This is a genomic window from Stenotrophomonas indicatrix, assembly GCA_041545745.1.
Classification (GTDB): Bacteria; Pseudomonadota; Gammaproteobacteria; order Xanthomonadales; family Xanthomonadaceae; genus Stenotrophomonas; species Stenotrophomonas indicatrix_A.
Genome location: CP168152.1, coordinates 770197 through 791427, shown reverse-complemented (window position 1 = coordinate 791427; position 21231 = coordinate 770197). Strand labels below are relative to the sequence as shown.

At 67.5% G+C, this 21231-nt stretch carries 24 protein-coding genes; 15 read left to right on the top strand and 9 right to left on the bottom strand.

Annotated features, from left to right (window positions below; genetic code table 11):
* Positions 1-19 precede the first annotated feature (19 nt).
* The 5 genes from ACEF39_RS03530 to ACEF39_RS03510 all read left to right on the top strand — a co-directional run bounded on the left by ACEF39_RS03530 (position 20) and on the right by ACEF39_RS03510 (position 3557).
* Positions 20-667, top strand: coding sequence for a hypothetical protein (locus tag ACEF39_RS03530; protein WP_500287000.1), 648 nt, complete (start codon positions 20-22; stop codon positions 665-667).
* 52 nt (positions 668-719) lie between these two features.
* On the top strand, positions 720-1451 hold the full coding sequence (locus tag ACEF39_RS03525; RefSeq protein WP_500286999.1) for a DUF6348 family protein: 732 nt from the start codon (positions 720-722) through the stop codon (positions 1449-1451).
* Between the two features lie 96 nt (positions 1452-1547).
* Positions 1548-2108, top strand: a complete 561-nt coding sequence (locus ACEF39_RS03520) for a nucleoside deaminase (protein ID WP_500286998.1) — start codon at positions 1548-1550, stop codon at positions 2106-2108.
* Positions 2092-3159 carry a 23S rRNA (cytidine(2498)-2'-O)-methyltransferase RlmM gene (gene rlmM / locus ACEF39_RS03515; protein WP_500286997.1) on the top strand — a complete coding sequence of 356 codons (1068 nt, stop codon included), beginning with the start codon at positions 2092-2094 and terminating at the stop codon, positions 3157-3159. The genes ACEF39_RS03520 and rlmM overlap by 17 nt, the downstream gene beginning before the upstream one ends.
* The gene (locus ACEF39_RS03510) at positions 3159-3557 is read left to right on the top strand and encodes an EF-hand domain-containing protein (protein WP_500286996.1); all 399 of its coding nucleotides are present in this window, start codon (positions 3159-3161) and stop codon (positions 3555-3557) included. The genes rlmM and ACEF39_RS03510 overlap by 1 nt, the downstream gene beginning before the upstream one ends.
* Positions 3558-3793: 236 nt before the next feature.
* Here the strand turns inward: ACEF39_RS03510 and ACEF39_RS03505 are convergent, their stop codons facing one another.
* Positions 3794-4975: a UbiH/UbiF family hydroxylase gene (locus ACEF39_RS03505; RefSeq protein WP_500286995.1), complete on the bottom strand. Its 1182-nt coding sequence runs from the start codon at positions 4973-4975 to the stop codon at positions 3794-3796.
* Positions 4972-6177: a 2-octaprenyl-6-methoxyphenyl hydroxylase gene (gene ubiH, locus ACEF39_RS03500; protein WP_500286994.1), complete on the bottom strand. Its 1206-nt coding sequence runs from the start codon at positions 6175-6177 to the stop codon at positions 4972-4974. The genes ACEF39_RS03505 and ubiH overlap by 4 nt, the downstream gene beginning before the upstream one ends.
* A 107-nt stretch (positions 6178-6284) precedes the next feature.
* Between ubiH and ACEF39_RS03495 the strand changes: the two genes are divergently transcribed.
* From ACEF39_RS03495 to ACEF39_RS03450, 10 genes are all read left to right on the top strand, one after another.
* A complete protein-coding gene (locus ACEF39_RS03495; RefSeq protein ID WP_108265165.1) occupies positions 6285-6869 on the top strand; it encodes a hypothetical protein in 585 nt (194 codons plus the stop codon).
* Positions 6870-6877: 8 nt separating this feature from the next.
* A complete protein-coding gene (locus ACEF39_RS03490) occupies positions 6878-7432 on the top strand; it encodes a cob(I)yrinic acid a,c-diamide adenosyltransferase (protein ID WP_089238883.1) in 555 nt (184 codons plus the stop codon).
* A gap of 6 nt (positions 7433-7438) precedes the next feature.
* Complete coding sequence (locus ACEF39_RS03485; protein WP_500286993.1) at positions 7439-8377, top strand: histone deacetylase family protein; 939 nt, start codon at positions 7439-7441, stop codon at positions 8375-8377.
* 89 nt (positions 8378-8466) lie between these two features.
* Positions 8467-10968 carry an LPS-assembly protein LptD gene (gene lptD / locus ACEF39_RS03480; protein WP_500286992.1) on the top strand — a complete coding sequence of 834 codons (2502 nt, stop codon included), beginning with the start codon at positions 8467-8469 and terminating at the stop codon, positions 10966-10968.
* Positions 10965-12308: a peptidylprolyl isomerase gene (locus ACEF39_RS03475; RefSeq protein ID WP_500286991.1), complete on the top strand. Its 1344-nt coding sequence runs from the start codon at positions 10965-10967 to the stop codon at positions 12306-12308. Before lptD ends, ACEF39_RS03475 begins: the two co-directional genes overlap by 4 nt.
* Before the next feature lie 3 nt (positions 12309-12311).
* Positions 12312-13292, top strand: coding sequence for a 4-hydroxythreonine-4-phosphate dehydrogenase PdxA (gene pdxA / locus ACEF39_RS03470; protein ID WP_500286990.1), 981 nt, complete (start codon positions 12312-12314; stop codon positions 13290-13292).
* On the top strand, positions 13289-14092 hold the full coding sequence (rsmA, locus tag ACEF39_RS03465; RefSeq protein WP_500286989.1) for a 16S rRNA (adenine(1518)-N(6)/adenine(1519)-N(6))-dimethyltransferase RsmA: 804 nt from the start codon (positions 13289-13291) through the stop codon (positions 14090-14092). The genes pdxA and rsmA overlap by 4 nt, the downstream gene beginning before the upstream one ends.
* 13 nt (positions 14093-14105) lie before the next feature.
* Positions 14106-14489 carry a Co2+/Mg2+ efflux facilitator ApaG/CorD gene (gene apaG, locus ACEF39_RS03460; RefSeq protein ID WP_025877914.1) on the top strand — a complete coding sequence of 128 codons (384 nt, stop codon included), beginning with the start codon at positions 14106-14108 and terminating at the stop codon, positions 14487-14489.
* Positions 14490-14504: 15 nt separating this feature from the next.
* A complete protein-coding gene (locus tag ACEF39_RS03455; RefSeq protein ID WP_500286988.1) occupies positions 14505-15524 on the top strand; it encodes a symmetrical bis(5'-nucleosyl)-tetraphosphatase in 1020 nt (339 codons plus the stop codon).
* On the top strand, positions 15521-16177 hold the full coding sequence (locus tag ACEF39_RS03450) for a DUF1287 domain-containing protein (RefSeq protein WP_500286987.1): 657 nt from the start codon (positions 15521-15523) through the stop codon (positions 16175-16177). Before ACEF39_RS03455 ends, ACEF39_RS03450 begins: the two co-directional genes overlap by 4 nt.
* An 8-nt stretch (positions 16178-16185) precedes the next feature.
* Here ACEF39_RS03450 and ACEF39_RS03445 read toward each other — a convergent pair whose 3' ends face one another.
* The 7 genes from ACEF39_RS03445 to ACEF39_RS03415 all read right to left on the bottom strand — a co-directional run bounded on the left by ACEF39_RS03445 (position 16186) and on the right by ACEF39_RS03415 (position 20994).
* Positions 16186-16677: a dihydrofolate reductase gene (locus ACEF39_RS03445; RefSeq protein ID WP_500286986.1), complete on the bottom strand. Its 492-nt coding sequence runs from the start codon at positions 16675-16677 to the stop codon at positions 16186-16188.
* A gap of 12 nt (positions 16678-16689) precedes the next feature.
* Positions 16690-17253, bottom strand: a complete 564-nt coding sequence (locus ACEF39_RS03440; protein WP_500286985.1) for a hypothetical protein — start codon at positions 17251-17253, stop codon at positions 16690-16692.
* Positions 17250-18044 carry a thymidylate synthase gene (locus ACEF39_RS03435; protein ID WP_500286984.1) on the bottom strand — a complete coding sequence of 265 codons (795 nt, stop codon included), beginning with the start codon at positions 18042-18044 and terminating at the stop codon, positions 17250-17252. The genes ACEF39_RS03440 and ACEF39_RS03435 overlap by 4 nt, the downstream gene beginning before the upstream one ends.
* Entirely contained in the window at positions 18041-18928 is an 888-nt protein-coding gene (gene lgt, locus ACEF39_RS03430; protein ID WP_500286983.1) for a prolipoprotein diacylglyceryl transferase, read from the bottom strand. Before lgt ends, ACEF39_RS03435 begins: the two co-directional genes overlap by 4 nt.
* 84 nt (positions 18929-19012) lie before the next feature.
* Positions 19013-19507, bottom strand: a complete 495-nt coding sequence (locus ACEF39_RS03425) for a TPM domain-containing protein (protein WP_500286982.1) — start codon at positions 19505-19507, stop codon at positions 19013-19015.
* The gene (locus tag ACEF39_RS03420) at positions 19507-20373 is read right to left on the bottom strand and encodes a TPM domain-containing protein (protein WP_500286981.1); all 867 of its coding nucleotides are present in this window, start codon (positions 20371-20373) and stop codon (positions 19507-19509) included. The genes ACEF39_RS03425 and ACEF39_RS03420 overlap by 1 nt, the downstream gene beginning before the upstream one ends.
* Positions 20374-20376: 3 nt before the next feature.
* Positions 20377-20994 (bottom strand): LemA family protein, encoded by a 618-nt coding sequence (locus tag ACEF39_RS03415; RefSeq protein ID WP_100463009.1) that lies wholly within the window; start codon positions 20992-20994, stop codon positions 20377-20379.
* Positions 20995-21231 lie beyond the last annotated feature (237 nt).

The following is a 21231-nucleotide window of genomic DNA, read 5'->3' as shown; positions in this document are numbered from 1 at the left end:
CGCCCGCACGACCGCGACCATGATCACCGCCCTGTCCACCCTGCTCTGGTTCATCTCACAGCATCCGCTGCTGACGTTCTTTGCAGCGATGGTGCTGGCGGGGCTGGTCTCGTGGTGGCGGCGCTTTCCGGGCTACGCCATCGTGGTGTTCCCGCTGGCGATGCTCAACATCTTCCTCGGCAGCTTCCTCAACGCCACCTTCCTCAATGCGGTGGGCGAGCGTGGTGAAGCGGTGATCGTCAAGGCCGAGGAAACCAACTCCACGCTCAACGAACAGTACATCTGGCGCTACGAAGCGGTGCTGCGTACCGCCGAGGGCCGCGATGTGGAAGTGGTGTTCCACACCAACACCGCCTCGCTGTGGCCGCTGGAGAACGCGATCCGGATTCCGGCACAGGACCAGCCGTTCGTGGTGAAGTACACGCCGGGCTTCCCGCGCAACTTCGTCATCCTTACCAACGAATCCCCGCACGGCATCGCCCAGGCCCGTGCCAGCGCGCGCGCGCGCGTGGAAGTGGCAGCACGCAAGCTGCATTTCAGCCCGGGCAATGCCGATTTCCGCGCGGACTATCGTCGCGAGCTGGAAAGCTGGCTGCGCGACCACGGCAATGATCCGCAGCAGCAGTCCGATGCGCAGCGATATCGCGCCGAACTCGACGCACTGTAGCGCCAGCCCTGCCTGACAGGTGTGTTCCTCCCCTGCAAACCAAGTGCCTCCGATGACCAAGACCGCGTCTCCCCTTCTGCCGCTGCTGCAACAGGTCCTGCTGGGCCGTGACATCGCCTGCACCGTCGAGGGCGACGATCTGCTGCTCGACAGCGGCCTGCACCTGACGCCGCACAGCGTCTCCAGCAACGAACGCGACAACGGCGGCTGGCAGACCTCCACGGTCATCGAGACCCGTCACGCCGGCCTGTTCGCCGATGGCCTGTTCGAATACCAGCACGCCAATGGCGCGACCGAACAGGAGGCGTTGCTGTCCGGCTTCGACACCTGGGTACGGGTGGATCTGGCGACCCTGCAGGCCGCTGTCGGTGCCGAAGACGCGCCGGATCTGCCGATGATGGGGTTGACCTACCCGACCGGCGACGAAGGCGAAGAACACGAGCGCACCGTGGTGCTGGGGCCGCTGGCCCATTACCGCGCCAGTGAACTGGACGGCGCTGCCGCGTGCAGCGAGGACGACCACGGCTCCTGCCCCTGCTGCCTGTTCACCAAGAGCATCGATGCTTTCGACGACCTGCTGAAGGCCCACCACTTCCTGGCCATCCGCCTGTTCGCGTCGCGCGACGAGCAGGGCCAGTGCGAAGCCGACTGCCGGGTCAACGGCCATGACTTCGCCCCTGCCCTGCCGCTGCTGCGCGCCTATGCAGCACGCTGGCCGCAGGCGGGGCTGGAATTCCGCAAGGAGTACGTGGTGATCCGCACCGGCTCACCCTCGCCGGCCTGAATCCAGCGCGCACGCCCGGTACATGCCACTGCCGCTACACTGCGCGCCGACATCTGTTGCACCTGTTCCTTTCACTCCCAACGAGGCACCCCCGCGATGCTGTACGCGCAAGTCCACCTGACCCTTCCCGCCTGGATCCACGACCAGATCGACCTGGATCGTCGATATCCGGGCGACGAGGCCAAGGTCGCGCTGGCGATCGAGCTGTCGCGGCACAACGTTGACCACGCCAGTGGCGGCCCGTTCGGCGCCGTGGTGTTCGGGCCGGATGACAAGGTGATCGCTGCCGGCGTGAACCGGGTGATGCCGCACTCGACCTCGCTGGCGCACGCCGAGAACATGGCCTACATGCTGGCCCAGCAGCGCCTGCAGACCCCGCGTCTGAACGCGGTGCTGTCGCCGATCACCCTGGCCACCAGTTCGCAGCCGTGCTGCCAGTGCTACGGCGCGACCGTGTGGGCCGGCATCGATCGCCTGCTGATCGGCGCCAGTTCGGCCGACGTGGAAGAACTGACCCCATTCGATGAAGGCCCGCTACCGGCCGACTGGGTGGGCGAACTCAACAAGCGCGGCATCGAAGTGGTGCAGGGTCTGAACCGCGATGCTGCGCGCAGCGTGCTGCGTGCCTATGGGGAAAGCGATGGCGCCCGTTACTGAGGCCGGCATCGGCCTGCTGTGCCTGTGCCGGCAGGGCTTCGAGCCCGAGCTGGCCGGCGAACTGCAGTTCCGCGCAGGTGCCGCCGGTTTTGCCGGTTACGCCCGTACCCAGCGCAATGATGGCTATGTGCTCTTCATGTGCGACCAAGCCGCGGCGCTTGCACCGCGACTGCCGTGGCGCGAGCTGATCTTCGCCCGCCAGAAGCTGGTGGTGCTGGCCGAGCTGCCGCAGCTTGACCCGGCCGACCGCATCACCCCGATGTTGGAGGTGCTGGCCGATGCGCCGCGCTTTGGTGATCTGTGGGTGGAGCATCCCGATTCGGACGCCGGCAAACCGCTGTCCGGGCTGGCGCGTGCGTTCGGCAATGCCCTGCGCCCGGCGCTGCGCAAAGCCGGCAAACTCAGCGACAAACCCAACGCACGCCTGCCGCGCCTGCACGTGGTGTTCGTCGACGGCACCCATGCCTTTGTCTGCGTGGCCAACCCGGACGACAGTGCACCGTGGGCATTGGGCATTCCGCGTCTGAAGCTGTTGCCCGACGCACCCTCGCGCTCGGCATTGAAGCTGGACGAGGCACTGCTGACCCTGCTTGCCCCGGAAGAACGCGAAGCGCTGGTTCGTCCGGGCATGCGCGCGGCAGACCTCGGCGCGGCGCCGGGCGGCTGGACCTGGGTTTTGACCCGCCAGCACGTGCATGTGCTGAGCATCGACAACGGCCCGCTGCGCCAGCATGTACTGGACACCGGCCTGGTCGAGCACCTGCGCGCCGATGGCTTCCATTGGCATCCGGAGCAGCCGCTGGACTGGATGGTCTGCGACATGGTCGAGCAGCCGCGTCGCGTCGCCGAACGCATGGCCACCTGGTTCCGCGAGGGCTGGTGCAGGCACGCGATCTTCAACCTGAAGCTACCGATGAAGAAGCGCTGGGACGAGACGCGCCTGTGCCTGGACCTGTTCCAGGACCAGGCCGGCAAGCCGCTGGTGGTACGTGCCAAGCAGCTGTACCACGACCGTGAGGAAATCACGGTGCTGGCGTCGCCGCTGCGCTGATGAACGCCACGCGCATTTTCCTGCTGCTGTGTACCGCGTTGCTGGCCTCGCCCGCACTGGCACAACCGGTGCGCCCGCAACCGGCACAGAGCGCTCCGCTGCGCGATGACAGTGGCGTGGTCCGCCAGCAGTCACTGTCGGCCGGCCGCGTGACCGGCAGCGTCGACATCGTGGTGCCGCTGGGCGAAACCCCGGTAACGGTGCGTTCGGTGGCGCCGGCCAGCGTGGTCGGCCAGTACCGCATCCATTTCGCCGAGCTGGACGTGGACGGTAATGGTTCCATCAGCCGTGAGGAGGCGCAGGTGAATCCAGCGCTTTCCGATGAGTTCAACGCCTTGGACGCCAAGCGCCGCGGCAAGCTGGACCGCGCCGACCTTGCCGGTTGGCTGGTGGATTGACGCCGCTGCGGTAACGGTATCCACGCATGGCGTGGATCTACCGACGGCGGTAGCGCCGGGCCATGCCCGGCGGGATCCATGAACCGCGCTGCGCGCTCGCCGGGCCTGGCCCGGCGCTACCGGCGGATGATCCGGGGCACGCGCGCCAACCAAGGTTGGCGTCTACCAGAAGCGATTCGGCGCGGGCCCGCATCACCCGTGGTTGGTAGTTGCCAACCTTGGTTGGCACCCAGCGGTCATACCCCTGCGGCGCGCTTCCAGAACGCCTGTACGAGCGGCGGCCACTTGCCCACGCAGCCCAGCGCGCGGCCACGCGCCAGCGTCAGGTGCATCTCGTCGTTGGAGAACAGACGGTTGATCGCTTCGAAGCTGTAGGCGGCGATCTGGTTGTCGCTGCGACGCTCGCGCGCCCAGCGCTGCACGCGCTGCGGCGACAACCGGGGTTGCCCTCGCCGTTCGGCAGACGGCGCCAGCCAGTGCTGCAGGGCGGCGACGTCGCGCAGGCCGAGGTTGACGCCCTGCCCGGCCAGCGGATGCACCACGTGGGCCGCATCGCCCAGCGCCAGCACGCGACCGGCCACGTAGTGGCGGGCCAACTGCCGGCGCAGCGGGAACGCCGCGCGCGGCGAGGCCAGCCGCAGTTCGCCCAGGCGCGCGGCGAAGGCGCGGGTCAGTTCACGATTGAATGCGTCTTCGTCCAGAGCCAGTACGCGTGCCGCCTCGTCGTCTGGCAATGTCCAGACGATGGAGCTGCGGCGCTCGGCCACCGGCAACAACGCCAGCGGGCCGGTCGGCAGGAAACGCTGCCAGGCCGTGGCCTGGTTGGGCAGCTCGCTGTCCACATAGGCGACCACACCGCGCTGCAGGTAGTCGTGGCGTTCGACGTCGATCCCGGCCAGTCCGCGCAGGGTCGATTCAGCGCCGTCGGCAGCTACGGCCAGTGCGGCTTCGATGCGACGACCATCATCCAGGCGCAGGCGCACACCGTGCTCGTCCTGTTCAAGCGCTTCCACGCGCGCCGGGCAATGCAGCTCCACGCCAGCTGCCGGCAGCGCCGCCCACAGGCGATCCTGCAGCAAGCCGTTCTCGACGATGAAACCCAGCTCGCGACGGCCGAAGCGGTCCGCGTCGAACAGCAGGTCGTCGCCACCGGCCGCGTCCCACACCTGCATGCGCCGGTACGGCCAAGCGCGCGCCTGCGCGATCGTCGGCCACACGCCGAGTCGCTGCAGCAACTGCACGTTGTCGGCGGCGAAGGCGAACACCCGCAGATCCGGCTGTGCGGCCTGCCACGGTGCAGGCTCGCGTCCCTCGACCAGCGCCACAGCAAGGCCGACATCGGCCAGAGCCAATGCACAGGCGGCACCGACCACACCGCCACCCACAATGACCACGTCCAGGCGTGCGCGCCGGTTCATGCGGCTTCTCCGCGGCACAGGCGCGGCACGTCGCCACGGAAGCCCATCGCACCACCAACCAGCATCGACTGCACCGAGGCACGCTGTGCGGCCACCAGGCCCAGGCTGCGCAGGGGGCGCAGCAACGGCGTCGGATTGCTGGTCAGCCGGGCAAGGCCGCCGGAGAACGCCACCGTCTGTCGTCGATCTTCTTCGCGGCGGGCCACGTAGGACCGCAGCAGTGCGTCGCTGCCGGCATCGCCCTCCACTTCCAGCAGTTCGGCCAACGTCAATGCATCGCGCAGGCCGAGGTTGAAACCCTGCGCACCCAGCGGGTGGATGGTCTGCGCGGCGTTGCCCAGCAGCACCGTGCGCTCCCCCACCAGCGCGCGCGCCAGTACCTGGATCAGGGGATAGGCGCTGCGCGGACCAGAGTCGAGCAGGCGACCCGCACGCCAGCCGATGGCCTGCTGCAGGCGCTGCAGCCAGGCGGTGTCGTCCAGCGCCATCACTGCCTCGGCCTGGTCACGGGCGACGCCGTGCACGGTGCCGAAATGACGGTCGCCACGTGGCAGCAACGCCGTCGGCCCGGTATCGGTGAAGCGTTCCCACGCGGTGCCGTCGGGCGCACGCTGGCTGCGCACGCGGGCCACGAACAGCGTCTGCTGGAAATCATGGCGATCAACTTCGATGCCCAACGCATCGCGCACGCCGCTGCTGGTCCCGTCGGCACCGACCACCAGCCGTGCCAGCAGCACACGCTCGCCGCTGTCATCGGCCACCCGCACCTGGCGGTAACCGTCAATCACATCGCCCATACCCAGGAAACGCATCGGCCGGTAGCGGCGCAGTCGTGGCAGTTCCTGCAGCCGGCTTTCCAGCGCCTGGCCGAAATCACGCGCGACCACCACCTGGCCGAACCATGGCCGGTCGTAATCTGCTGCATCGAGCTGGACGCGGCCGAAATCACCGGCGCGGCTGACATGGATGCGACGGATCGGGCCAGGCGCCATCGACAGTTTCTGCATGACCCGCAGCGCGGTCAGCGCGTTGATCGTGGCGGCGGCAAAACTGAGGTTGCGCTGGTCGAACACCGCCGGTAGTTCCCCGGCCGGGCTGGCTTCGAGCAGGCCCACGTCGCGGCCCAGGCGGTCCAGGGCGATGGCCAGGCTGGCCCCCACCAGACCGCCACCGACGATCAGCACGTCATGTCGTTCACTCATGGGCGCATGATACGCGCTCGCCGCGCCGGCATGCCCCACGCCGCCCCGCCTGCGCCAAGCCCCGCGCCGGGCTAGAATGAAACCTGAATCCGCTCCGGCCCACCGCCATGTCCGACTCCGCCCCCCGCGCCTTCGTCCTGTCAGTGCTCGTGCTGTTGCTGGCGGCGACCCGCGTCAATCACTTCGCGGCAATCCCGGACGCGTCTTGGGCGGTGTTCTTCATCGGCGGCTTCTACCTCGCCCGCTGGACCCGCTGGGCGTTCCCGCTGCTGATGGTGTTCGCGGTGCTGGTCGACTGGATCGTGATCCGCAGCAGCGGCCTCGATTTCTGGCAACACTACTGCGTGTCGCCGGGCTACTGGCTGCTGTTGCCGGCCTACTTCGCCATGTGGGCCGGTGGCATGCTGCTGGGCCGCAACTACCGCAGCGCGCAGTGGTCGGTGCTGGGCAAAGGGGCCTTGCTGCTGTTGGCGTCGGTGGCGCTGTGCCATCTGCTGGCACAGGGCGGTTTCTACTGGACCAGCCAGAACGTGGCCGAGCCGACCGTGGCCGGCTGGGCACAGAACTACGCCCAGTGGTTCGGCCCCTACCTGCGCACCACCGCGATCTACGTGGCCCTGGCCGCCGCACTGCAGCTGGCCGTGGAGCAGGTGCTCAAGCTCCTGCAGGCCCGCCGCGACATCCATCACTGAGCCACGCCATGGGTCATCGCCTCTCGCGCATCTACACCCGCACCGGCGACGACGGCAGCACCGGCCTGGGTGACGGCAGCCGGGTCGGCAAGGATGACCTGCGTGTTGCGTCCTACGGCACCGTCGATGAAGCCAATGCCACGCTCGGCCTGTTGCTGGCCGTGCCGCTGCCGGAGGACGTCCGCGCGCTGGTCGTGCATCTGCAGCACCAGCTGTTCGACCTGGGCGCCGAACTGTGCGTTCCCGGCCATGCCGCGATCCACGCCGCCGATGTGTCGGCGCTGGAACAGCAGTTGGACCACTACAACGCCGACCTGCCGATGCTGAAGGAATTCATCCTGCCGGCCGGTGGCGAGGCCGCCGCGCGCTGCCACCTGGCGCGCACCGTGGTCCGCCGCGCCGAGCGCGACACGGTGGCCCTGGCCCGCGTTGAACCGGTGCGCAGCGAAGCGCTGCAGTACCTCAACCGGCTGTCGGACCTGCTGTTCGTGCTGGCCCGGGTGCTGGCACGGGCCGATGGCCACGGCGAAGCGCTGTGGCAACCACAGCATCGCCAGCGCTGAGCCGCCATGCTGGTCTTCACCCACCCCGCCTGCCTGCTGCACGATCCGGGCCCTGGCCATCCTGAATGCCCGCAACGCCTGCAGGTAGTGCTCGATGCGCTGTACGAGGCCTTCCCCGGCCAGCTGGAGTGGCGTGAAGCGCCGCCAGCCAAATTCGGTGAACTGACCCGGGTCCACGACAGCGCGCTGCTGGATCTGGTGCTGCAACCGCAGACCGCACCGCTGCGCCAGCTGGACATGGACACCTGGACCTCGCCGGGTTCGGCCAGTGCCGCGGTGCATGCCGCCGGCGCAGGTGTCGCGGCCGTCGATGCAGTGATGCTGGGTGAGGATCCGCTGGCCTTCTGCGCGGTGCGCCCGCCTGGCCACCACGCTACCAGCAGCACCGCGATGGGCTTCTGCCTGCTCAACAACATCGCCATCGCCGCCGCCTACGCACGCGACCGCCACGGCCTGGAGCGGATCGCGGTGGTCGACTTCGATGTCCACCATGGCAACGGCACCCAGGACATCTTCCAGCACGACGCCCGGGTGTCCTACTACAGCACCCACCAGGCCGGCCTGTTCCCCGAGTCCGGCCTGCGCCGTGACCGCGGCGCCGGCAACCTGATGAACATCCTGCTGCCGCCGGGTAGTGGTGGCTTCCGCTTCCGTAATGTCTGGGCCGACGAGATGCTGCCGGCGATCGACGACTTCCGCCCCCAGCTGCTGCTGATCTCGGCCGGCTTCGACGCCCACCTGCGCGATCCGCAGGCCGACCTGATGCTGGAGACCGACGATTTCGCCTGGATCACCCGCGAACTGCACGCACTGGCACGCCGCCATGCCGCCGGTCGGGTGGTATCGATGCTGGAGGGGGGATACGACCTGCAGGCCCTGGCCGAGTGCAGCGTGGCCCATCTGCAGGCACTGATGGCGACGCCTTCCGGCAACGGGCCTGGATGAACCCGAACCGGCAATCGGGGGAGGCCTTCATTGCCCCTATGCAAGGGATGGGGCAAGCTACCGTCCGTTTTCGCCCGAATCCGAACCGCGTGCGCCGAGCCCTCCGCCTGCTTCCCCTGCCCCTGAGCATCGCCGTCTGCCTTCCGGCATGGGCTGATGACAAGCCGCTCAACTGGGGCCTTTGCCCGGCCACGGACGTGATCCCTGCGTTCACCGACGCGCCGACGCCGGTGCCCGGCCAGGACAAGGCTGCCGCCAGCGCTGCGCGCGAACAGCAGCCCACCGACATCGAGGGCGACCAGCTGCTGGGCACCACCACCGTGCCGCAGTACCAGGGCAACGTGGCGCTGCGCCGGGGCGACCAGTTCGTGGGTACCGACAAGCTCAGCTTCGATACCGAAAGCGGCAACTACGTCGCCGACGGCAACGTCCGCTACCAGGATGCCTCGATCCGGATGGTCGCCAAGCGCGCCGAGGGCAACCAGGAAAGCGACACCCACAAAATCACCGACATCCAGTACCAGCTGGTGTCCCGCCGCGGCAATGGCGAAGCCGAATCGGTCGACCTGCAGGGCGCGGTCGGGCAGATGCACCGCTCCACCTACACCACCTGCGACCCGTCGCAGCCGGTATGGCGGCTGACGGCGCCGGAAATCGAAGTCGACAACGACGAAGGCTTCGGCACCGCCCGCAACGCGGTGCTGCGGATCGGCAAGGTGCCGATCCTGTGGGCACCCTACTTCAAGTTCCCGATCGATGACCGGCGCAAGACCGGCCTGCTGTTCCCGCAGCTGGGCATGTCCGGCCGCAACGGTTTCGATTACGCACAGCCGATCTACTTCAACCTGGCGCCGAACTACGACGACACGTTGACCCCGCGCTACATGAGCCGGCGCGGCCTGATGCTCGACAACGAGTTCCGCTACCTCTACGAAGGTGGCCGTGGCGAACTGCTGACCGCGTTCATGCCCAACGACAAGCTGCGCGACCGCGACCGCGGCCGGGTGATGTTCGGCGGCTACCACAACCTGGACGACCACTGGCAGGCCCGCGCCAACCTGGCCTGGGTCAGCGACGAGCGCTACGTGGAAGACTTCGCCAACCGCCTGGTGGGCGTCACCGCGTCGAACCTGCAGAGCACCGTGGGCCTGTACGGCACCGGCAAGAACTGGACGGCCGGGATCATGGCCGACCGCTGGCAGCTGACCGACTACACCCTCAACGAGAGTGCGCTGGCCTACAACCGCCAACCGCGCCTGTACTTCAACTGGGACAAGTCGGTGCTGCCGTGGCTGGAGACCGGTGTCTACGCCGAGGCCGTGCGCTTCACCCACGATGACATCAATTTCAAGTACGGCGCCGATGCGGGACCCGACCTGCAGTACACCCGCAATGGCAGCCGGCAGACCGACGGCATCGGTGTCAGCGGCGGCTCGCGACTGGACCTGAAACCCTACGTGTCGTTCCCGATCAGCGGCGCGGCCTGGTATGTCACGCCGACGCTGGCCTACCGCTATACCGGTTACCAGCTGGACCGCGGCCTGGTTGATGGCGTGAACGGCATCCGCGGCCAGATCCTGCGCTCGCAGGGAATCGACCCGGCCACCGCCACCCCCGAACAGCTGCGCGGCAACACCTCGCCCAGCCGCAGCCTGCCGATCGCCAGCCTCGACGCCGGCCTGTTCTTTGATCGTGAGACGAAGATCGGTGGCAAGTCGTTCCTGCAGACCCTGGAACCGCGCCTGTTCTACCTGCGTACGCCCTACCGCGATCAGGACGAGCTGCCGATCTTCGATACCCGCGACTTCACCTTCAGCTGGGGCCAGCTGTTCCGCGATTCGCGTTATACCGGCGCGGATCGCCAGAACGACGCCAACCAGCTGACCATGGCCCTGAGCACCCGCTTCATCGACCAGACCACCGGCAAGGAACGCTTCTCGGCCTCCATCGGCCAGATCCAGTACTTCGACGAATCGCGGGTGAGCGTGGTCCCCGGTGGCGCGCCGGTGGAGAAGGGCAAGTCGGCGTGGATCGCCGACGGCAACTACATGATCAACGACCGCTGGACGTTGGGCGCCACCTACCAGTGGGACCCCAAGTACAAGCGCGAGGATCTGGCCAGCGTGCGTGCGCGCTACCTGATGTCCAACGACGGCGTGGTCAACCTGACCTACCGTTACCGCATCAATTCCGGCGCCCCGGCCAATGCCAACAAGCACGACCGTACCCTGCTGGAACAGGCCGACCTGTCGTTCCTGTACCCGCTGAACGAGCGTTGGAGCCTGGTCGGCCGCTACTACTACTCGATCCAGGACAAGGAACCGCTGGAGATCATCGGTGGCGTACAGTGGGACAGCTGCTGCCTGGCCGTGCGCGCCGTGGCCCGCCGCTACGTGCGCAACCGCGAAGGCGAAATGAACAACTCCATCCAGCTTGAGTTCGTGCTCAAGGGCTTGAGCTCTCTTGGCCAGGACACGGACCGCACTTTGCGCCGTGCTATCCTCGGCTACAACCGTGATGACCTCTATCTTGTGCCGCCCAGCAACACCGGAGCGACCCGCGATGACTACGATCCGAATCTGATCCCATGACCAAGAGCTTCCCCGTTCTCCTCGCATCGCTTCTGGCGGTGTCCAGCGTGTCCGCCCCCCTGCAGGTTCTTGCGCAGGAGGCCCAGCCGTTGGACCGCATCGCTGCTGTCGTCGATGAGGACGTGATCCTGCAGAGCGAGCTCCAGCGTGCGATCGCCAACATCAAGGCGCAGTACGCCGGCCGCGAGGCCCAGCTGCCCCCTGATGACGTGCTCAGCCGCCAGGTGCTCGAGCGCCTGGTGCTGGTCAAGCTGCAGGTGGCCCGTGCGCAGGGCAGCGGTATCCATGTCGGCGACCAGGAACTGACGCAGGCGATGAATGCCATCGCCCAGCAGAACGGTTCGACCCTGGATGCCCTGCGTCAGCGCCTGGCCAATGACGGCATCGACTTCAACGATTTCCGCGCCTCGGTGCGTGACGAGATCACCGTGCAGCGCCTGCGCCAAAGCTTCGCGCAGAGCCGCATCAGCGTCAGTGAAGGTGAAGTCGATGCTGCCCTGAAGCAGCAGGCCGATGCCGGCAACCAGTTCCACCTCGCACACATCCTGGTCGCGCTTCCCGACGGCGCCACCGCCGAGCAGATCGCCACCGGCCAGAAGAAGGCTGACGGCGTGAAGGCGCTGCTGGACAAGGGCGAACTGGACTTCAATGCGGCGGCCGTTCGCTATTCCGACAGCCCCAATGCACTGGAAGGCGGCGACCTCGGCTGGCGCACCCTGGATGAAATCCCGGCGGCGTTCGCACAGACGATGCAGCAGATGAAGGCCGGCGAAGTGGTTGGCCCGATCCGCGGCCCCAGCGGCTTCCAGCTGCTGAAGCTGGTGGAAGTGCGTGACGCCAGCGCGGCGGCAGGCACCCACACCGTCACCGAGTACCACGGCCGCCATATCCTGGTGCGCGTGGACGATGCCCAGTCCGACGCGGCCGCCAAGGCCAAGATCGATACGCTGCGCGCCCGCGTTGTCGGCGGTGCCGACTTCCAGCAGGTGGCCAAGGAATCGTCCGAGGACACCAACAGCAAGGGCCAGGGCGGCGATCTGGGCTGGTTCCCGGCCGACGCATTCGGCCCGGCCTTCGGCCAGCAGGTGGAAGGCATCCAGGACGGTGGCGTCAGCCAGCCGTTCCGTACCGATGCGGGCTGGCACATCGTGCAGCGCGTTGCCACCCGCCAGACTGATGCGGGCAGTGACAACCAGCGCGCCCAGGTCCGCGAGACCATCGGTCGCCGCAAGCTGGAAGATGAGTACAACCGCTTCCTGCAGGAGCTGCGTGGCGAAGCCTTCGTCAGCTTCCGCAGCGGTGACCGGGCGGAAAATACCGCCACGCCTCCGCAGTCCTGAGCCATGCTCCCCGAGCTCGCTCTGGTACCGGGCGAGCCCGCCGGGATCGGCCCGGAGCTGTGTGTCCGACTGGTCCAGCAGCCGCGCGATGATTGCCGGCTGCTGGCATTCGCCGACCCGGACACCCTGCGCGCGGCCGCTGTCGCGCTGAACCTGCCCCTGCAGCTGCTGCCCGAGGACGCGCATGCCCGCGTCCCAGGCGACCTGCGCCTGCGCGCCGTCGCCAACAGCACCCCCAGTCGTTTCGGCCATACCGACCCTGCCAACGCAGGCGCAGTGATTGCTGCCCTGCTGGGTGCTGGCCAGGCCTGCCTGTCCGGTGAACTGCACGGCGTGGTGACCGGCCCGGTGCACAAGGCGGTGATCAACCAGGGCGGTATCGCCTACAGCGGCACCACCGAACTGCTGGCCGACCAGGCCGGGGTGAAGGTGGTGATGATGCTGGCCAACGACATCGTCCGCGTTGCCCTGGCCACGACCCACCTGCCGCTGCGTGAGGTCGCCGATGCGATCACCGCCCCCGGTCTGGAACACACCCTGCGCACCGTGCATGCTGCGCTACGCCGCGAGTTCGGCCTGGCCGCACCGCGCATCGCCGTGCTTGGCCTGAACCCGCATGCCGGCGAAGACGGCCATCTCGGTCGCGAGGAACTGGATCTGGTCATCCCGCTGCTGCAGCGCCTGCGCAGCGAGGGCATGGACCTGATCGGTCCGCTGCCGGCCGATACCGCGTTCCTGCCAGCCAAGCTGGCCGGCTTCGACACCGTGCTGGCCATGTACCACGACCAGGGCCTGCCGGTGCTGAAGTACTCCGGCTTCGAGCAGGCGGTGAACCTGACCCTGGGCCTGCCCTATCCGCGCGTGGCGGTGGACCACGGCACCGCGCTGGATCTTGCCGGCCGCGGCATTGCCGATCCTTCCAGCCTGCAGGCCGCCACGACGCTGTGTGCGCGGCTGGCGCGGCAACGTACACTGAGCACATGACTTCCCCGCATTCCCCCTCCGGCCCGGTGTTTTCCGCCCCGGCCAAGAAGCAGCTCGGCCAGCACTTCCTTGCCGACCGCTACTACATCGACAAGATCGTGATGGCGGTCAATCCCAGGGACGGCGACCGTCTGGTCGAGATCGGCCCGGGCCAAGGCGCCATCACCCTGCCGCTGCTGCGCGTGCACCCGAAGATGACGGTGATCGAGTTCGACCGCGACCTGATCGCGCCGTTGACCGCCGCCGCCGAACCGCTGGGCGAGCTGACCATCGTCAACCGCGACGTGCTGCGGGTGGATTTCACCGAGCTGGCCGACGGGCAGCCGATCCGCCTGGTTGGCAACCTGCCCTACAACATTTCCTCGCCCATCCTGTTCCATGCGCTGGAACACGCTGCGGTGATTTCCGACATGCACTTCATGCTGCAGAAGGAAGTGGTCGATCGCATGGCCGCCGGTCCCGGCAGCAAGGTGTTCGGCCGCCTCAGCGTGATGCTGCAGGCCTACTGCGAGGTGACCTCGCTGTTCGTGGTGCCGCCGGGTGCGTTCAGGCCGCCGCCGAAGGTCGATTCGGCCGTGGTGCGTCTGATACCGCGCGACCCGGCCAGCATCAACATCAAGGACCACAAGCGCTTCGCCGACGTGGTCAGGGCCGCCTTCGGCCAACGCCGCAAGACCCTGCGCAATGCCCTGAACAACGTGGTCAGCGCCGAGCAGTTCGTGGCCGCCGGCGTGCGTCCCGATGCCCGCGCCGAACAGCTGGACGTGGCTGAATTCATCGCTTTGGCCAATGCCACCTGATTACACTGCCGGTATGGAAGACGCTGACGTTTATGCCATCTCCGTCGAAGTCGCGCCGCGCTTCCTCGACGACCAATCCGCGCCGGAAGACGGTCGCTATGCGTTCGCCTATACGATCCGCATCCACAACCAGGGCCGCGTTGCCGCGCGCCTGGTCGCACGCCATTGGCGCATCACCGATGCCAATGGCCGCGTCGAGCATGTCGATGGCGATGGCGTGATCGGCGAACAGCCGCGACTGCGTCCGGGTGAAGACTTCCATTACACCTCAGGTGTCATGCTCGGCACCGAGCACGGCACGATGCAGGGCCATTACGACATGGTGGCCGACGATGGCACTGAATTCGCCGCGCCGGTCGCACCCTTCGTGCTGGCCATCCCGCGCACCCTGCACTGACACGGAGGCCGAACGATGAGTGTATGGGCGATCGGCGACCTGCAAGGCTGCTATGACGTAACCCAGCGCCTGCTGGAAAAGATCCGGTTCGATCCGGCGCAGGACACCCTGTGGTTCTGCGGCGACCTGGTCAACCGCGGCGGACAGTCACTGGAAACGCTGCGGCTGGTGCATTCGCTGCGCGAACACAGCGTGGTGGTGCTCGGTAACCACGATCTTTCCCTGCTGGCCGTCGGTGCGCGTACCGAAGAGGAACAGCGCAAGGTCAACCCGGATCTGCTGCGCATCGTCCAGGCCGAAGACCGGGATGTACTGCTGGACTGGCTGCGCCTGCAGAAACTGGTGCACGTGGACCGCGAACTGGGCTGGATGATGGTGCATGCCGGCCTGGCGCCGAAGTGGACCACGCAGATGGCCGAGAAGCATGCGGCCGAAGTCGAGGTGCAGCTGCACGGCGCCGGCTACCGCAAGCTGTTCCGCAACATGTACGGCGACAAGCCCAGCTGGGCGCCCAACCTGACCGGCTACGAGCGCTCGCGGGCAATCATCAACGTGCTCACGCGCATGCGCTACTGCACCTCGCGCGGCCGTATCGGCATCGAGGACAAGGGCACGCCGGGCACCCAGGAACAGGGGCTGTATCCCTGGTTCGAAGTGCCGGGCCGGGTCGAGCGCGACCTGAAGGTGGTCTGTGGTCACTGGTCCGCGCTCGGCCTGACCATCACCCAGGGCATCCACGCGATCGACACTGGCGCTGTATGGGGTGGCAAACTCACCGCGATCCAGCTCGACACCGATGAGCTGCGCGTGGTGCAGGTACCGGGACGCGACGTGCCGGCACCCGTCGCCAACGCGCGGCCGCCTGCGCGGCCCGCACACGAGCGCACTGCAGGGCAAGGCAAGGACGGCGGCCAGGGCAACGGCAACGCTGCAACGGCTGGCGCCCCCGGCAACCGTGGTCCGCGCCGGCGCCGCCGCCGTGGTGGTGGTAGCGGTGGCGGCAACAACAACAACGGCGCGCCTCCTTCGGCATGAAGCCGGGCAACCGCGCACCATGGACGGTGCTGCTGCTGACGCTGGCCCTGGCCAGCGGCTGCAAGCCAACGTCGTCGCCAGCGACCGCCGGCGCTGACAAGTCCGCCGCCTCTGCAACGGCACCGACACTCTCGCCACCGTTGGTCGCAGCCGCGCGCGCGCAGATCGGCATCACCACCCGCTACGACCCTGCCTATCAGGTGCTGGCCTACCCCGGTGGCGACGTGCCCGCTGATCGCGGCGTATGCACCGACGTAGTGGTCCGCGCCCTGCGTACGCAAGGGCTGGACCTGCAGGTCCGCGTCAACGAAGACATGCGCGCTGATTTCAGCGCCTATCCGGCGCTGTGGGGACTTTCACGACCGGACCGGAACATCGACCATCGACGCGTGCCCAACCTGATGCGCTGGTTCGATCGCCAGGGCTGGCAGCAACCGATCAGTGCCCGCGCCAGCGATTTCGCTGCCGGCGACATCGTGGCCTGGAAGCTCAACGGCAACGGCCTGCTGCACGTGGGTATCGTCTCCGACCGGCACCTGGCCGATGGCACCCCGCTGGTACTGCACAACATCGCGCGCGGTACGCGGGAAGAGAACCTGCTGTTCCAGCACGCGATCATTGGGCATTACCGGATGCCGCAAACGATCCTGTAGCGCCGTGATCAGCGGCGCACGTAATGTACGAAGCGGAACGCGTAGGCGTGGCGTTCGTCAGTCGGGTGCGGCTCGCTGCTCACTTCCTGCCAGTCCTGCGCGTCCACCTCGGGGAAATGGGTGTCGGCGGGGACTTCGGCGTCGACCCAGGTCAGATACAGGTCGCTGGCCTGGTCCAGCAGCTGATGGAAGATCTCACCACCGCCGATGATGCACAGTTCGCTGGCACCCTCGCCTTCCGCAATCGCTTTCGCCTCGTCCAGCGAGGCCACCGCACGCATGCCCTCGAACGGCACCTGGCCGCTGCGGGTCAGCACCAGGTTGGTCCGCCCCGGCAGCACGCGGCCGATCGATTCGGCGGTCTTGCGCCCCATCAGGATCGGCTTGCCCAGGGTCAGTGCCTTGAAGTGCTTGAAGTCGTCCGGCAGATGCCAGGGCATGGCATTGCCCTGGCCGATGCCGCGATTGCGATCCAGTGCAACGATCATTGAAAGTTTCATGGTGCGGCCTCCTCAGCCGGCATCGATCTGCAGGCGTCTACAGGCCTCGTTGGCGGCACCGGCCGCGCGCAGCGCCGCAGCCAGCGCCGGGTTCGACGTGGAATTCTCGTCCAGGCCTTCGAGGATCTTCTGCATCTGCGCGTCCTCGATCTCCTTCAGGCCCGGTCCCGACAGGATGTCGCTGGACAGCGTGGCAACGTCGGTGCTGCCGCTGCGCGCCAGGAATCGCTGCAGATCCTTGCTGGAATAAACCATCGCCAGGCGCTGCTCGAGCTCATGCTGGTAGGCGGGCTCTTCGATGCCAGCCTTCAGGTGCTCGGCCATCGCCGCGTACATGCCGGTCACCGCCTCGCGCGCCTGCGCCTGGCAGCCGGCCGGCATGTCGCCAGGCAATGGGGCGCTGCCATCAAGCGTCCGGACGAAGGCCTGCAATTCCCCGCGCATGTGCTGGTGCACGATCTGCTCGTTGACCTGCCGGGCCAATGCGAGGGTGTCTGCAGGCGCCGCCTGGGCCAGGCTCAGCGGCGCCAGACCGGCCAACGCCAGCAGCGCCGCAAGGCGTGGGCGCGCACTCATACCGCCACCGGCGCCTTGATCGCCGGATGCGGATCGTAGCCATCAATGCGGATGTCGTTGAACTGGAAGCCGAACAGATCGGTCACCTCCGGGTTCAGCCACAACTTCGGCAGCGCGCGCGGTTCACGCGACAGCTGCTCGCGGGCCTGCTCGAAGTGGTTCGAATACAGGTGCGCATCGCCCAGCGTGTGCACGAAATCGCCGACGCCCAGACCGGTGGCCTGCGCCACCATGTGGGTCAGCAGTGCGTAGCTGGCGATATTGAACGGCACGCCGAGGAAAATGTCGCCACTGCGCTGGTACAGCTGGCAGCTGAGCTTGCCGTCGACCACGTAGAACTGGAACAGGTTGTGGCACGGCATCAACGCCATCTGCGAAAGCTCGCCCACGTTCCAGGCACTGACCACCAGCCGCCGCGAATCCGGATTGCGCTGGATCTCCTCCACCAGCCACTGCATCTGGTCGATCTCGCCGCCGTTGGCCGTGGCCCAGCTGCGCCACTGCTTGCCGTATACCGGGCCGAGGTCACCGTTCTCATCGGCCCACTCGTCCCAGATGCGCACCTGGTTGTCCTTCAGGTAACCGATGTTGGTATCGCCCTTCAGGAACCACAGCAGCTCGTGGATGATCGAGCGCAGGTGCAGCTTCTTGGTGGTGACCAGCGGGAAGCCGTCGTTGAGGTTGAAGCGCATCTGCCAACCGAACACGCTGCGGGTGCCGGTACCGGTGCGGTCGCTCTTCTCCGCGCCGTGTTCGAGCACATGCGAGAGCAGGTCCAGGTAGGCCTTCATGCCTTGCCCTCCGCCGCCACCAGCGGCTGCGGCTGCAGCACCGGCGCGCGGCGCGACATCACCAGCAGCACCAGGCCGAAGGCGATCAGCGGCACGCACAGGATCTGGCCCTTGGTCAGCCAGCCGAAGGCCACATAGACGCCGTTGTCGGGCATGCGCACGAACTCGACGGCGAAGCGGAAGATGCCATACAGCAGCGCGAACAGGCCGCCGATGAGATAGCGATGGCGCGGCTTGGCCGACACCGTCCACAACACCGCGAACATCACCAGCCCTTCCAACAGCGCTTCATACAACTGCGAGGGATGGCGGGCGAACTGGTTGAGCGCACCACTGGCGAACTGCGACTGCAGGGTGGCGTGGTCGAGCTGGTTCAGCGGCGCCGGCAGGCCGGACGGGAACACCACGCCCCAGCTGCCGCCGGTGTACTTGCCCCACAGTTCGGCACCGATGAAGTTGCCGATGCGGCCAAAGCCCAGGCCCAGCGGTACCAGCGGCGCCATGAAATCCATGGTGTCGAAGAAATGCAGCGCATGCTTGCGCGACCACCACCAGCAGGCCGCGATCACGCCGAGCAGGCCGCCGTGGAAGCTCATGCCGCCATCCCACACCTTGAACAGCAGCAGCGGGTTGTGCAGGAAATCGCCCAGCGCGTAGAACAGCATGTAGCCGATGCGGCCGCCCAGCACCACGCCGAGCATGGCGTAGAACAGCAGGTCGGAGAAGCCGTTGGCATCGACGCCCGGGAGGCGCCCGTCGGCGATCCGCTTGCGCCCCAACAGCCAGGCAGCGGTGAAACCGAGCAGGTACATGATGCCGTACCAGTGCACCTTGATCGGTCCCAACGAGAGGGCGATGGGGTCGATGTCGTGGAAATAGATCATGAAGGGCGCCTTGCAGGGATGCCGATATTCTAGCGCCGCCCGGGAGCGGCCTCGTGGTGGCCGCCGTCGCCCGATTGCCGGGCTTCAGCCCAGGATCTGCGGCGTGTCCGGCAGGCCGTTCTGATCGGACCGCGCCGAGGCCGGAAAGTGCCCTTCCAGCAGGGAGGAGACCTCGTCGATGGCATCGCGCAGCGCCGCCACCGGCTGCGAGCCGCGCAGGCCTTCGCGCAGATGCGTGCAGACCCGCTGCCATTGCTCGGGCGCGACCCGCCCCTGCAGGCCGCGGTCGGCGACGATCTCGATGGCATGGTCGGCCAGCAGCAGGTAGATCAGCACGCCGTTGTTGTGCGCGGTATCCCAGGTGCGCAGGCGCGCGAAGGCATGCTCGGCCGCCTGCCGCGGGGTGACCTTGTGCCACAGTGCGTGCAGCGGCAGATCGGCCTCGACCGCGAACATCACCTGGCCACCATGGCGCTGCTCGCCGGCGGCGATCGCCTCGGTGATCGCCTGCAGCGTGGCCGGCGGGAACGCCCGCCGTACCGATGGCGAAAACAGATGCCTGCACAGACGTTGGATCATCACCAGCCTCCCGAGGCGCCGCCGCCGCCGGAACGGCCCCCCCCGCCGCCCCAGCCGCCGCCACCGCCGAAACCGCCGCCACCCCAACTGCCTCCGCCCCAACCGCCACCGCCGGCGAAGCGCCCCGGATGGCCGGACAGCATCGCCACCACCAGGCCAACCACGCCGGCCAGGCCACTGGCCAGCAGTGTGGAGGTGAACAGGAAGGCAGCAACGGCCGCACCGGCGCCACCGAGCAGGCCGCGCAGCGGACGCGGTACCCGCGAGAACACGCCACGCAGGATGCTGCCGGCGAACACGCCGATGAACAACGCCAGGAACCAGGTATCGCCGCCGCCGTCGGGGGCGCGTCCCTGCTGGCTGCTGACCGGCGCCGGCAGCGGCTCGCCGTCGATGATCTTCACCAGCATCGCCGTGGCGTCGGTGATGCCACCGGCATAGTCGTTGGCGCGGAAGCGTGGCACCAGGTATTCCTGGATCACCCGGTTGGCGATCGCATCGGGAATGGCGCCTTCCAGGCCATAGCCCGGTTCAATGCGCACCCGCCGATCGTCCTTGGCCACTACCAGCAGCACGCCGTCATCCACGCCCTTGCGACCGATCTGCCACTGGTCGAACACCCGGGTGGTGTACTGGGCGATGTCTTCCGGCTGCGTGGTCGGCACCACCAGCACCTGCATCTGGCTGCCCTTGCGCTGCTGCAGGTCCAACGCCTGCTCCACCAGCGCCTGCTTCTGTGCGGCGTCCAGGGTGCCGGTGGTATCGACCACCGGCGAATCCAGCGCCGGGATGGGCGCCAGCGTCTGCGCCTGCACGCCCAACGGCAGCCACAACAGCAGGGCCAGCAGTGTGGCGGCCAGGCGCATCGGTCAGTGGCCCGGGGCCGGGGCTGGCTGCTGCGGCGCGTTGCCGAAATCAACCGCCGGCGCGTTGGAGATCTGCGCTTCGTTTTCCACGGTGAAGTTCGGCTTGGGCTGGTAGCCGAAGATCTTGGCGGTGATCAACTGCGGGAACGAGCGGATGTAGGTGTTGTAGTCCTGCACCTGCTGGATGTAGCGGCCACGGGCGACGGTGATGCGGTTCTCGGTACCTTCCAGCTGCGCCTGCAGATCGCGGAAGTTCTGGTCGGACTTCAGCACCGGGTAGTTCTCGGTAACCACCAGCAGGCGCGACAGCGCGCTGCCCAGTTCACCCTGGGCCTGCTGGAACTGCTTGAGCGAGGCTTCATCGTCGGCGTTGACGTTGATCTGGCCCACACGCGAACGGGCGTTGGTGACTTCAGTCAGCACGCGCTCTTCCTGGCTGGCAAAACCCTTCACGGTCTGCACCAGGTTGGGCACCAGGTCGGCGCGGCGCTTGTACTGGTTGAGCACTTCGGACCAGCTGGCCTTGACCGCTTCGTCCTTCTGCTGGATGGCGTTGTAGCCGCAGCCGGACAGCAGGGAGGCCAGCAGCAACAGGGGAATGAGGCGGGTCAACAGGCGCATGGCCAAGGCTCCGGGTGGACTGAGCGCCGAGCATGCCATGGTCGGTGTTAACGGGCGTGTGGAGAGTGTCGGCCGTCGTCGGCCATCGGGCGCCGCCCCCTCCGCGTGGTTATGTCTGCTGGATATCGGGGTGGGCCGGGAGGGTGAGTGGGCTGGGGGACGCCGTGAATACGTCCTTGTAGGCTCGGGCGCGCCATCCTTGGCGCTTACGCCCCCAGCCAACCCACCCTCCCGGCC